Here is a 12,419-nt window from a genome sequence, read left to right on the forward strand (position 1 = left end):
TGTTTTGATGAAGCCGCTGTACCTCGCCTCAGGATCGCCGCGCCGGCGTGAATTGCTCACGCAGATCGGCGTGCCGTTCTCCGCCATCAGTGCGGACATCGATGAAACCCCACTAGCCGAAGAATCGCCTTCGGCCTATGTCGAGCGTCTGGCGCGCGGCAAGGCCGAGGCCGGTCAACGCGCGCTCGCGTCCGACGCGGCGTATTGCGTGCTGGGAGCGGACACCGCCGTGGTACTCGACGGCAAAATTCTTGGTAAACCGGTGGACGAAGCCGAGGCATGCGCCATGCTGATGATGTTGTCCGGCAAGGAGCATGAAGTGCTGACGGCCATCGCCGTGCTCGAAGGCGAGCGCTGTGAGTCGCAGGTTGTGCGCAGTCTGGTGCGCTTCCGCCCGATCAGTCGCGACGAAGCCGCCGCCTACTGGGCCAGCGGCGAGCCCCGGGACAAGGCCGGCGGTTATGGCATTCAGGGCCTGGGCGCGGTGTTTGTCGCGGGCCTCAACGGCAGCTATTCGGCGGTGGTCGGGCTGCCGGTTTGCGAAACCGCAGAACTGTTGGGCCATTTCGGCATACCCTGTTGGCAAAACCTCCACGCGCAATGAGCGTCGTACGAATCAAGATGCGGCCATTATCGTGAACATGCCTGAACGAGACCCTGCCATGAGTGAAGAGATTCTGATCAACATCACGCCGATGGAATCGCGTGTGGCGGTGGTCGAAAACGGTGTGTTGCAAGAAGTCCACGTCGAGCGCACGCAAAAACGCGGGATCGTTGGCAACATCTATAAAGGCAAGATCGTGCGCGTGTTGCCGGGCATGCAGGCGGCTTTCGTCGACATCGGCCTGGATCGCGCCGCCTTCATTCACGCCTCGGAAATCTCCCTGCGCGAAGGGCCGGCGGTCGAGAGCATCAGCTCGCTGGTGCACGAAGGCCAGAGCCTGGTGGTGCAAGTCACCAAGGACCCGATCGGCTCCAAAGGCGCGCGGCTGACTACGCAGCTGTCGATTCCGTCGCGCTATCTGGTGTACATGCCGCGCACTGCCCACGTCGGCATCTCCCTGAAAATCGAAGACGAAGCCGAGCGAGAGCGCCTGAAACAGGTGGTCAGCGATTGTGTGGCCAAGGAAGGGATCAAGGAGGCCGGTGGCTTCATCCTGCGTACCGCCGCCGAAGGCGCCGGGGCCGATGAAATTCTCATGGACATCCGCTATCTGCGGCGCCTGTGGGATCAGATCAATGCGCAGATCCAGACCATCGGCGCGCCGAGCGTGATTTATGAAGACCTCGGCCTGGCCTTGCGTACTTTGCGCGATCTGGTCAGCCCGAAGATCGAGAAAATTCGCATCGACTCGCGGGAAACCTTCCAGAAAACCACGCAATTCGTCGCCGAACTGATGCCGGAAATCGCCGACCGTCTGGAACACTACCCGGGCGAACGACCGATTTTCGACCTCTATGGCGTCGAAGACGAAATCCAGAAAGCCCTCGAGCGTAAAGTACCGCTCAAGTCCGGCGGTTATCTGGTGGTCGATCCGGCGGAAGCCATGACCACCATCGACGTCAACACCGGGGCGTTCGTCGGTCATCGCAATCTCGAAGAGACCATCTTCAAGACCAATCTCGAAGCGGCCACCGCGATTGCCCGTCAACTGCGTCTGCGCAACCTGGGCGGGATCATCATCATCGACTTCATCGACATGGAAGATGAAGAGCACCAGCGTCAGGTCCTGCGCACGCTGGAAAAACAGCTGGAGCGCGACCACGCCAAGACCAACATCATCGGCATCACCGAGCTGGGCCTGGTGCAGATGACCCGCAAGCGCACCCGCGAAAGTCTGGAACAGGTGCTGTGCGAGCCGTGCAGCAGCTGCCAGGGCCGCGGCAAACTGAAAACTCCGGAAACCATCTGTTACGAAATTTTCCGCGAGATTCTGCGTGAAGCCCGCGCCTATCAGGCCGAGGGTTATCGCGTCTTGGCGAACCAGAAAGTGGTGGATCGACTGCTCGATGAAGAATCCGGTAACGTCGCCGAGCTTGAAGGGTTCATCGGTCGCACCATACGTTTTCAGGTCGAAACCATGTATTCCCAGGAACAATATGACGTGGTGCTGCTCTGAACCCCTGCGGCACATTTAATCCACAACGGCTGGCCTCAGCTTTTTGCAGTATTTTCGCCATGGGAGCCAACTGACATGGAGCGTCTGACACGCATTTTGGCCGCACTCACTCGCTGGGGGCTGGGCCTGTGCGCGTTGGTTCTGGTGTTGATGGCGTTGTACGTCAGCCTCGGTCGGGAACTGACGCCGCTGGTGGCAGAGTACCGCGCCGATATCGAAGACAAGGCCAGCGCCGCGCTTGGCATGCCGCTGCGGATCGGCGAACTGGAAGGCAACTGGAGTGGATTTGCGCCGATCCTGCTGGCCCATGATGTGATGGTTGGCGATGGCGCGAATGCCTTGCGTCTGGACCGGGTACGCGCGGTGCCGGATCTCTGGGGCAGCTTGCTGGCGCGCGAAGTGCGCATCGCCCATCTGGAGTTGAACGGTCTGAAGGTCAGCCTCAAGGAAGCGCAGGACGGCACTTGGGCGCTGGAAGGCTTGCCGGTGCAAAACGATCAGCCGCTGGATCCCGAGCAACTGTTCAATCGCTCGCAGATGATTCAGCAACTGTCGGTGCTCGACAGTCAGGTGACCTTGCAGCCGCTGAATCAAGCGTCGATGACCTTCACCTACGTCGGCCTCAACCTGAAAACCGGGGCCAGTCGTCAGCGTCTCGATGCGCGGTTGACCTTGCCTGACGGGCAGCCGGTGGCCATGAGTCTGCGTACGCGGATCCGTCCCACGCAGTTGCCGGACAGCTCGGTGGAGGGCTATGTCAGCCTGCCGCAAAGCGACTGGTCGAAGTGGCTGCCCGAGCGTTTGACCCAACAGTGGAATTTTTCCGAGATCAAGGCCGGTGGCGAGCTCTGGGTCAACTGGAATGACGGTGCCCTGCAGAGCGCCGTCATTCGTTTGAACGCGCCACAACTGACCGGCGCCTACGCCGAGCGCAAGCCGATCCGGATCAACAACCTGGCGCTCAACGGTTATTACCAGCGCGACGATGACGGCGCGACGGTTACCCTCGACTCACTGGCGATGAATTTCGGCGAGACCCGCTGGGAATCCCATGTGCAGCTCAAGCAGACGGCGGCCACTGATAAAGTTGAAGAACTCTGGCATTTGCAGGCTGACCGTTTCGATCTGACGCCGATCACCCCGTTGCTGAATGCGCTGGGGCCGCTGCCGGAAGGTTTCGCCACTGTCGTCGACCACTTGAAGGTGACGGGTGGGCTGCGCAACGTGCTGCTGGATTTTCGTCCCAATGCCACCGACGGCTCGAAATTCAGCTTCGCGGCCAATCTGGATCAAGTCGGTTTCGATGCCTATCACGGTGCTCCGGCAGCGCGCAACGTCAGTGGCAGCCTCAGCGGCAACCTCGACGGTGGCGAATTGCGCATGGACAGCAAGGATTTCGTCCTGCACCTCGACCCGATTTTCGCCAAGCCATGGCAATACATTCAGGCCAACGCCCGGTTGACCTGGAAACTCGACAAAGACGGTTTCACCCTGATCGCGCCATACCTGAAGGTGTTGGGCGAGGAAGGCAAGATTGCCGGCGACTTCCTGATCCGCCTGCACTTCGATCATACCCAGGAAGACTACATGGACCTGCGTGTCGGTCTGGTCGATGGCGACGGTCGTTACACCGCCAAATACCTGCCCGAAGTCCTCAGCCCGGCCCTCGACGAGTGGCTGCGCACGGCGATCCTCAAGGGCGCGGTGGACCAGGGCTTCTTCCAGTACCAAGGCTCGCTGAGCAAAAACGCCAAGGACGTTGATCGCAGCATCAGTCTGTTCTTCAAGGTGCATGACGCCGAGCTGGCGTTCCAGCCGGGCTGGCCGCATGTGAGCAAGGTCAGCGGCGACGTGTTCATCGAGGACAGCGGTGTGCGCATCGTGGCCGACAAGGGCCAGTTGCTCGACACCCAGGTCAGCGATGTTTTCGTCAACATTCCCCATGTGCCGGCCGGGCAGCATACGCATCTGTTCCTTGACGGCGGGTTTGCCGGCGGGCTGGGCGATGGCCTGAAAATTCTGCAGACCGCACCGATTGGCACCGGCGAGACCTTTGCCGGGTGGGAAGGCGAGGGCGATCTGCAGGGCAAGGTCAAACTCGACATTCCGCTGGAAAAGGGCGATCTGCCGAAGATCCTCGTCGACTTCAAGACCGCCAATGCGCGCCTGAAACTGGCCGAGCCGAAGCTTGAACTGAGTCAGCTCAAGGGTGATTTCCGCTTCGACAGCGCCAAGGGGCTGAGCGGGCAGAACATCGCTGCCAGGGCTTTCGACAAGCCCGTGACCGCACAGATTTTCGCCGATGGCAGCCCGAACAAGCTCAAAACCCGGGTCGCGGCCTCCGGGCAGGTCGAGGTCAAGAAACTCACCGACTGGCTGGGGGTGACCCAGCCGTTGCCGGTATCCGGGACCATTCCTTATCAGTTGCAGGTGAACCTGGACGGTACCGACAGTCAACTGACGGTCAGTTCCAGCATGAAAGGCGTCGCGGTGGATCTGCCGGCGCCGTTTGGCATGTCGGCCGAGCAGGGGCGCGACACGGTGTTCCGCATGACCTTGCAGGGCCCGGAGCGGCGCTACTGGGTCAGTTACGATCAACTGGCCAGCTTCACCTTCGCCGCGCCGCCGAGCAATATCGCCGATGGTCGGGGCGAATTGTTTCTCGGCACCGGCGACGCGGTCTTGCCGGACGCCAAGGGCTTGCGCATACGCGGTGTGCTATCGGAACTTGACGTCGCGCCGTGGCAGGATCTGGTCAATAAATACGCCGGCAACGATCCGGGTGGCAGCGCCAGGCAACTGCTCAACAGTGCCGATTTCAAGGTGGGCAAGCTCACTGCATTCGGCACCACGCTCGATCAGGCTGCGGTGCAAGTCAATCGCAAGCCGTGGGCCTGGAACCTGTCGCTCGACAGCCAGCAGGCCAAGGGTTCGGCCAGCCTTCCCGATGCCAAAGGCGCACCGATTGCGGTCAATCTGCAATACGTGCGGCTGCCGGCGCCGGATCCGACGGTGCAGGCTGACGAGAATTCGCCCGACCCACTGGTTTCCGTCGACCCAACGAAGATTCCCGCGCTGGATATCACCATCAATCAGTTGTATCTGGGCCAGGATCTGGTCGGAGGCTGGTCGCTGAAGGTGCGCCCGACCGCCAAAGGCATCGCCTTGAACAACCTCGACATGGGCCTCAAGGGCATCCTGTTGCAGGGTAACGGCGGCTGGGAAGGTACACCGGGCTCGACCAACAGTTGGTTCAAGGGCCGGATCAGCGGCAAGAACCTCGCCGATGTGCTCAAGGGCTGGGGCTTCGCACCGAGCGTGACCAGCGAAGAATTTCACATGGACGTCGATGGCCGCTGGCCTGGTTCGCCGGCATGGCTGGCGACCAAACGTTTCTCCGGCACGCTGGATGCATCGCTCAATAAAGGTCAGTTCGTCGAAGTCGAGGGCGGCGCGCAGGCGCTGCGGGTGTTCGGTCTGCTCAACTTCAACTCCATTGGCCGCCGCCTGCGACTGGACTTCTCCGACTTGTTTGGCAAAGGCTTGAGCTACGACCGGGTCAAGGGTTTGCTGGTGGCCAACGCCGGTGTGTATGACACTCGCGAGCCGATCCGCCTGACCGGGCCGTCGAGCAACATTGAACTCAACGGCACGCTGGACCTGGTCCGTGAGCAGGTCGATGCGAAATTGCTGGTGACATTGCCGGTGACCAACAACCTGCCGATTGCCGCGCTGATTGTCGGCGCGCCGGCCGTCGGCGGGGCATTGTTCCTGATCGACAAGTTGATCGGTGACCGCGTGGCGCGCTTCGCCAGCGTCAAATACACCGTCAAAGGCCCGTGGAAAGAGCCGAAAATCACCTTTGACAAGCCTTTTTGAACAGCCACATCCCAAGCCTATGGAGTAGCATGGCCGCATACCTGTTGCGGAGTGCGCCATGTCTTTAGCGGTGATTCAAATGGTCAGCCAGAGCGATGTACTGGCCAATCTGGCCCAGGCCCGACGCCTGCTCGAGCAGGCTGCGGCCGGCGGCGCGAAGCTGGCAGTGCTGCCGGAAAACTTCGCCGCCATGGGCCGTCGCGACATTGCCGACATCGGCCGCGCCGAAGCGCTCGGCGAAGGCCCGATCCTGCCATGGTTGAAACAGACCGCCCGCGACCTCAAGTTATGGATAGTGGCCGGCACGTTGCCGTTGCCGCCGCTTGGGCAGCCGGATGCCAAGTCCCACGCCTGTTCGCTGCTGGTCAATGATCAGGGTGAAACCGTTGCGCGGTATGACAAGTTGCACCTGTTCGATGTCGATGTGGCGGACAATCGCGGGCGGTATCGCGAATCCGATGACTATGCTTATGGCAGCGGCGTCGTGGTGGCGGATACGCCGGTGGGCCGAGTCGGTCTGACGGTGTGTTACGACCTGCGCTTTCCCGAGCTGTACAGCGAATTGCGCGCGGCCGGTGCCGAGTTGATCACCGCTCCATCGGCATTTACGGCAGTGACCGGTGCGGCGCATTGGGACGTGCTGATTCGCGCCCGGGCCATCGAGACTCAGTGTTATGTGTTGGCGGCAGCACAGGGCGGGACCCACCCGGGACCGCGGGAAACCTTCGGTCACGCGGCGATCATCGATCCGTGGGGCCGTGTGCTGGCGCAACAGGATCAAGGCGAAGCGGTGTTGTTGGCCGAACGCGACAGTGATGAACAAGCGTCTATCAGGGCGCGAATGCCGGTGACGAATCATCGGCGGTTTTTCTCGCAGGGCGCACAGCGACCTGCTTCAGAACATGAATTTAAGGCGTAAACCTATGAGCGAGTTGTTGTCCTCAGTCAGTGATCACCTGTTGGCGCCCGGCGGCGTGACGATCGAGAGCCTGCAAGGCGTGCTCGGCGACCTGGCCGGCCCGGGCATCGATGCTGCCGACCTGTATTTTCAGGGCCAGATCTCCGAGTCGTGGTCGCTGGAAGACGGAATCGTCAAGGAAGGCAGCTTCAACCTCGACCAGGGTGTCGGCGTGCGTGCGCAGTCCGGGGAGAAGACCGGTTTTGCCTACAGCAACGCGATCACCCTCGAAGCCCTCGGCGCTGCGGCCCGTGCCGCGCGTTCGATCTCCCGCGCCGGGCAGAACGGTACGGTGCAGGCGTTCACCACCCAGGATGTCGCGCAGTTGTATGCACCGGACAACCCGCTGGAAGTGCTGAGCCGTGCCGAAAAAGTCGAGCTGCTCAAGCGCATCGACGTTGCCACGCGCGCCCTCGATCCGCGAATTCAGCAGGTCAGTGTGAGCATGGCCGGGGTCTGGGAGCGGATTCTGGTGGCGTCCACCGACGGTGGTCTGGCCGCCGATGTGCGTCCGCTGGTGCGTTTCAACGTCAGCGTGATCGTCGAGCAGAATGGCCGTCGCGAGCGCGGCGGACATGGCGGTGGCGGGCGGACCGACTATCGCTATTTCCTCGCCGAAGACCGCGCCATGGGCTATGCCCGTGAAGCGCTGCGTCAGGCACTGGTGAACCTGGAAGCGATCCCGGCGCCGGCCGGTACCTTGCCGGTGGTGTTGGGGTCGGGCTGGTCCGGCGTGCTGCTGCACGAAGCGGTCGGCCACGGTCTGGAAGGCGACTTCAACCGCAAGGGCAGCTCTGCCTACAGCGGGCGCATGGGTGAAATGGTTGCCTCCAAGCTGTGCACTATCGTCGATGACGGCACTCTGAGTGGTCGTCGCGGCTCGCTGAGCGTCGACGACGAGGGCACTCCGACCGAGTGCACTACGCTGATCGAAAACGGCGTGCTCAAGGGCTACATGCAGGACAAGCTCAACGCGCGCCTGATGGGCGTGGCCCGTACTGGTAACGGTCGTCGCGAGTCCTACGCGCATCTGCCGATGCCGCGCATGACCAACACCTACATGCTCGGTGGCGAAAGCGATCCGGCGGAAATCATCGCCTCGGTGAAGAAAGGCATCTACTGCGCCAACCTTGGCGGCGGTCAGGTCGACATCACCAGCGGCAAGTTCGTGTTCTCCACCAGCGAGGCCTACTTGATCGAGGACGGCAAGATCACTGCGCCGGTCAAAGGCGCGACGTTGATCGGCAACGGCCCTGAAGCGATGAGCCGGGTGTCGATGGTCGGTAACGATCTGGCGCTGGACAGCGGTGTGGGCACATGTGGCAAGGATGGACAGTCGGTGCCGGTGGGTGTCGGTCAGCCAACATTGAAGATCGATGCGATCACCGTGGGTGGCACGGGCGCATAAAAGGGGATGGAGCTGCGGGTGGCGCACAGTGCGGCCACCCGATGGCGAATATCAACGCAGGCCGCGTTGGGTATCGTCCAGCTCACGGATGTACTTGAAGATCTTGCGGCTGGAAGCAGGAGGTTTGTTTTGCGCAACCTCGTGCTGAGCCTGACGGATCAGGGAACGCAATTGCTGGCGATCGGCGTCCGGGTACTCGACGACGAATTTCTCCAGCACGGCATCGTCACCGGCGATCAGGCGGTCACGCCAGCGTTCGAGGTTGTGGAAACGCTCGTTGTACTGACGGGTGGAGGCATCGAGTTGATCGAGCAACGTCAGAATCGCGTCAGTGTCCTGATCGCGCATCAGTTTGCCGATGAACTGCAGGTGCCGTTTACGCGCGATGTTCGCGGTGTGCTTGGGCGCATCGGCCAGGGCCCGGCGCAAAGCGTCGGTCAATGGCAGTTTTGCCTGCAAGTCGGGCTTGAGTGTTGTAAGGCGCTCGCCAAGGTCAACCAGAGCATGCAGCTCGCGTTTGACCTGAGATTTGCTTTTTTCTCCCGTATCGAGGGAGTCGTCGTAAGAATCAACCATGGTGGCAGTCCGCAAAGAAACGCCGCCATGATAACCAGTCGGGGGCCGCTTGTCCGGCCCGGTCGCTCGATGACCCCAGCCGAAAGCAGAATTTGAGTGGAGATGAGCATGAGTGCAGTTCAAAGCGTCGGCCCGCAAGCATTGCCGGCACTGCAGGAACAGGTCGAGCAGATCATCGCCGAAGCCAAGCGTCAGGGCGCCAGTGCCTGCGAAGTAGCGGTGTCGCTGGAGCAGGGTTTGTCGACATCGGTGCGCCAGCGTGAGGTCGAGACGGTCGAGTTCAACCGCGATCAGGGCTTTGGCATTACTCTGTACGTGGGGCAGCGCAAAGGCTCGGCCAGCACGTCCGCCACCGGGCCGGATGCGATTCGCGAAACGGTTGCTGCGGCACTGGCAATCGCCAAACACACCTCTGAAGACGAAGCCTCGGGCCTGGCCGATGCGGCACTGATGGCCAAGGATCAGCAGGATTTCGACCTGTTCCATGAATGGGACATCACCCCGGAACAAGCCATCGAGAAGGCGTTGCTCTGTGAAGCGGCCGCGTTCGATGCCGATGCGCGGATCAAGAATGCCGACGGCACCACGCTCAGCACCCATCAGGGCTGCCGTGTGTATGGCAACAGCCACGGTTTTGTCGGTGGTTATGCGTCGACCCGGCACAGCCTCAGCTGCGTGATGATCGCTGAAGCCGACGGCCAGATGCAGCGTGATTACTGGTATGACGTCAATCGTCAGGGCAGTCTGCTCGCAGACCCGGTGAGTATCGGCCAGCGTGCCGCGCAACGGGCGGCGAGCCGTCTGGGCGCACGTCCGGTGCCGACCTGCGAAGTGCCGGTGCTGTTCTCCGCTGAGCTGGCCGGGGGCTTGTTCGGCAGCTTCTTGTCGGCGGTGTCTGGCGGCAGTCTGTACCGCAAATCGTCGTTCCTGGAAGGCACGCTAGGGCAGAAGCTGTTTCCGGAGTGGCTGACGATCGACGAACGTCCACACCTGATGCGCGCCATGGGCAGTGCGTCCTACGACGGTGATGGCCTGGCGACCTACGCCAAACCGTTCGTCGAGAAGGGCGAGCTGGTGTCGTACATCCTCGGCACGTACTCCGGGCGCAAACTCGGCATGCCGAGCACCGCCAACGCCGGCGGCGTGCACAACCTGTTCGTGACGCACGGCGATGAAGATCAGGCGGCGCTGCTGCGCCGTATGGGTCGTGGGCTGTTGGTCACCGAATTGATGGGCCATGGCTTGAACATGGTCACCGGCGACTATTCGCGCGGGGCGGCAGGTTTCTGGGTCGAGAACGGCGAAATCCAGTTCGCGGTGCAGGAAGTGACCATCGCCGGCAACATGCGCGACATGTTCAAGCAGATCGTCGCGGTCGGTAATGATCTGGAACTGCGCAGCAACATTCGTACAGGCTCGGTGCTGATCGAGCGGATGACGGTAGCGGGCAGCTAACCTCAGCCGTCACAAAACAAGGCGCGCCACCTCAACGGGTGGCGCGCCTTTTTTATTGGCCCCACACAAAACCATGTGGGAGCGAGCCTGCTTGCGAAAGTGATTTAACTGCCGATCGCAGTGGTGACTGACACGACGCCTTCGCGAGCAGGTTCGCTCCCACAATGGACTCTGCGTAACTCGGTACTCTTGTTTTGGTTCTCATTATCATCTAATAATAAATCTCATCTCCGAACGAGTCCCGGATCATGAGTTCTGCCTTGCACGAGCAGCCATACCTCGAAAGCTGGCGCTGGATGAGTCGCCAGATCCGTTGCGCGATGGATCCTGACGAACCGCGCCTGATCGAACATTACCTGGCCGAAGGCCGTTATCTCGCCTGCTGCACGGCGACGTCTCCCTGGAACATCGCTGAAACTTCCTTCCGTCTGCTACTCGACACGGCCACCGACATCGCGTTGCCGTGGCACTGGCGCAGCCTCTGTCTTGATCAAGCCTGGCGCCCGTTGCGTGAAATGGAGCGCCTGTCGCGGTGTAACTGCCGGCTCCAGCGTTGGCAGCGCTACACCTGGCAGCTCGCCACCTGCGAACTGCTTCCCTCGATTCCTCTTATTGAATTAGTCCAAGGATTTACCGATGACCAAGACACGTATTGAGCGCGACAGCATGGGCGAACTGCGGGTGCCGGTGGACGCTCTCTACGGCGCGCAAACCCAGCGCGCAGTGGATAACTTCCCGATCAGCGGCCAACCGATGCCGACCCAATTCATTCGCGCGCTGATCCTCGCCAAAGCCGCCGCTGCCCGGGCCAACGTCGAACTCAATCAGCTCAGCGCCGCACAAGGCAAGGCCATCAGCGACGCGGCGCAAGGCCTGCTCGAAGGCGATTTCATGCAGCATTTCCCGGTGGATATCTTCCAGACCGGTTCTGGCACCAGTTCCAACATGAACGCCAACGAAGTGATCGCGACCCTCGCCAGCCGTCTGCTCGACGAACCGCTCAATCCGAACGATCACGTCAACTGTGGCCAGAGCAGCAACGACATCATCCCGACCACCATCCACGTCAGCGCCGCCCTGGCCTTGCACGAACAACTGCTGCCAGCGCTGCTGCACCTGGTACAGGTGATCGAAAAGAAAGCCGGGCAAGTGCATCACCACATCAAAACCGGTCGCACCCACCTGATGGACGCGATGCCGGTGCGTATGAGCCAGGTGCTCAATGGCTGGGCGCAGCAGCTCAAGGCCAATATCGCTCACCTGCAGGATTTGTTGCCGAGCCTGCAGTCGCTGGCGCAGGGCGGTACGGCAGTTGGCACCGGGATCAATGCGCATCCTGAGTTCGCCGCGCGTTTCAGCCGCCAATTGAGCCAACTGACGAATGTGCAGTTCACTCCGGGCAAGGATCTGTTCGCCCTGATCGGTTCGCAGGACACCGCCGTCGCCGTCTCTGGGCAGCTCAAGGCCACCGCTGTGTCGCTGATGAAAATCGCCAATGACCTGCGCTGGATGAACTCGGGCCCGCTCGCCGGTCTCGGAGAAATCGAACTTGAGGGCCTGCAACCGGGTTCGTCGATCATGCCGGGCAAGGTCAATCCGGTGATCCCGGAAGCCACCGCGATGGTCGCCGCGCAAGTCATCGGCAATGACTCGGTGATCACCATCGCCGGGCAGTCGGGCAACTTCGAGCTGAACGTGATGTTGCCGATCATCGCCCAAAACCTGCTGAGCAGCATCGAATTGCTGGCCAATTCCAGTCGCTTGCTCGGTGACAAAGCCATCGCCAGCTTCAAGGTCAATGAGTCGCGGCTCAAGGAAGCGTTGTCGCGCAACCCGATTCTGGTGACCGCGCTCAACCCGATCATCGGCTACCAGAAAGCCGCGCAAATCGCCAAGCAGGCCTACAAACAGGGGCGCCCGGTGATCGACGTTGCACTGGAGCACACCGACCTGTCCCGCAGCCAGCTGGAAGAGTTGCTCAATCCCGAGAAACTCACCGCCGGCGGCGTGTAAATCCCGCAAC

The 12,419-nt window shown here is 61.4% G+C and carries 9 protein-coding genes; 8 read left to right on the plus strand and 1 reads right to left on the minus strand.

Translation table 11 applies throughout. The features are described from left to right. The first annotated feature begins 7 nt into the window (after positions 1 to 7). From PseAD21_RS13140 to tldD, 5 genes are all read left to right on the plus strand, one after another. On the plus strand, positions 8 to 604 hold the full coding sequence (locus PseAD21_RS13140; RefSeq protein ID WP_102356065.1) for a nucleoside triphosphate pyrophosphatase: 597 nt from the start codon (positions 8 to 10) through the stop codon (positions 602 to 604). Positions 605 to 662: 58 nt separating this feature from the next. After that, positions 663 to 2,120 (plus strand): ribonuclease G, encoded by a 1,458-nt coding sequence (rng, locus tag PseAD21_RS13145; RefSeq protein ID WP_064585972.1) that lies wholly within the window; start codon positions 663 to 665, stop codon positions 2,118 to 2,120. A 75-nt stretch (positions 2,121 to 2,195) separates the two neighbouring features. Continuing rightward, positions 2,196 to 5,999, plus strand: coding sequence for a YhdP family protein (locus PseAD21_RS13150; protein ID WP_102356066.1), 3,804 nt, complete (start codon positions 2,196 to 2,198; stop codon positions 5,997 to 5,999). 58 nt (positions 6,000 to 6,057) lie between these two features. Next, positions 6,058 to 6,918 (plus strand): carbon-nitrogen hydrolase family protein, encoded by an 861-nt coding sequence (locus PseAD21_RS13155; RefSeq protein ID WP_102356067.1) that lies wholly within the window; start codon positions 6,058 to 6,060, stop codon positions 6,916 to 6,918. A 4-nt stretch (positions 6,919 to 6,922) separates the two neighbouring features. Further along, complete coding sequence (gene tldD, locus PseAD21_RS13160; protein WP_102356068.1) at positions 6,923 to 8,365, plus strand: metalloprotease TldD; 1,443 nt, start codon at positions 6,923 to 6,925, stop codon at positions 8,363 to 8,365. Positions 8,366 to 8,416: 51 nt separating this feature from the next. Here the strand turns inward: tldD and yjgA are convergent, their stop codons facing one another. Next, positions 8,417 to 8,941 carry a ribosome biogenesis factor YjgA gene (gene yjgA / locus PseAD21_RS13165; protein ID WP_025109468.1) on the minus strand — a complete coding sequence of 175 codons (525 nt, stop codon included), beginning with the start codon at positions 8,939 to 8,941 and terminating at the stop codon, positions 8,417 to 8,419. A 102-nt stretch (positions 8,942 to 9,043) separates the two neighbouring features. Between yjgA and pmbA the strand changes: the two genes are divergently transcribed. The 3 genes from pmbA (at position 9,044) to PseAD21_RS13180 (ending at position 12,409) form a co-directional block, all read left to right on the plus strand. Continuing rightward, complete coding sequence (pmbA, locus tag PseAD21_RS13170; RefSeq protein WP_178082128.1) at positions 9,044 to 10,396, plus strand: metalloprotease PmbA; 1,353 nt, start codon at positions 9,044 to 9,046, stop codon at positions 10,394 to 10,396. A gap of 248 nt (positions 10,397 to 10,644) precedes the next feature. Next, the gene (locus PseAD21_RS13175; RefSeq protein ID WP_102356070.1) at positions 10,645 to 11,052 is read left to right on the plus strand and encodes a FagA protein; all 408 of its coding nucleotides are present in this window, start codon (positions 10,645 to 10,647) and stop codon (positions 11,050 to 11,052) included. Further along, complete coding sequence (locus PseAD21_RS13180; protein ID WP_102356071.1) at positions 11,033 to 12,409, plus strand: aspartate ammonia-lyase; 1,377 nt, start codon at positions 11,033 to 11,035, stop codon at positions 12,407 to 12,409. The genes PseAD21_RS13175 and PseAD21_RS13180 overlap by 20 nt, the downstream gene beginning before the upstream one ends. Positions 12,410 to 12,419 lie beyond the last annotated feature (10 nt).

This window comes from Pseudomonas sp. AD21 (assembly GCF_002878485.1).
Taxonomy (GTDB): Bacteria; Pseudomonadota; Gammaproteobacteria; order Pseudomonadales; family Pseudomonadaceae; genus Aquipseudomonas.

What these genes read in the sequence shown, in the direction of transcription:
- PseAD21_RS13155 (WP_102356067.1), top strand. Translation starts at nt 6,058, where the DNA reads ATGTCTTTAGCGGTGATTCAAATGGTCAGCCAGAGCGATGTACTGGCC.
- PseAD21_RS13140 (WP_102356065.1), top strand. Translation starts at nt 8, where the DNA reads ATGAAGCCGCTGTACCTCGCCTCAGGATCGCCGCGCCGGCGTGAATTG.
- PseAD21_RS13180 (WP_102356071.1), top strand. Translation starts at nt 11,033, where the DNA reads ATGACCAAGACACGTATTGAGCGCGACAGCATGGGCGAACTGCGGGTG.
- tldD (WP_102356068.1), top strand. Translation starts at nt 6,923, where the DNA reads ATGAGCGAGTTGTTGTCCTCAGTCAGTGATCACCTGTTGGCGCCCGGC.
- rng (WP_064585972.1), top strand. Translation starts at nt 663, where the DNA reads ATGAGTGAAGAGATTCTGATCAACATCACGCCGATGGAATCGCGTGTG.
- PseAD21_RS13175 (WP_102356070.1), top strand. Translation starts at nt 10,645, where the DNA reads ATGAGTTCTGCCTTGCACGAGCAGCCATACCTCGAAAGCTGGCGCTGG.
- PseAD21_RS13150 (WP_102356066.1), top strand. Translation starts at nt 2,196, where the DNA reads ATGGAGCGTCTGACACGCATTTTGGCCGCACTCACTCGCTGGGGGCTG.
- pmbA (WP_178082128.1), top strand. Translation starts at nt 9,044, where the DNA reads ATGAGCATGAGTGCAGTTCAAAGCGTCGGCCCGCAAGCATTGCCGGCA.
- yjgA (WP_025109468.1), bottom strand. Translation starts at nt 8,941, where the DNA reads ATGGTTGATTCTTACGACGACTCCCTCGATACGGGAGAAAAAAGCAAA.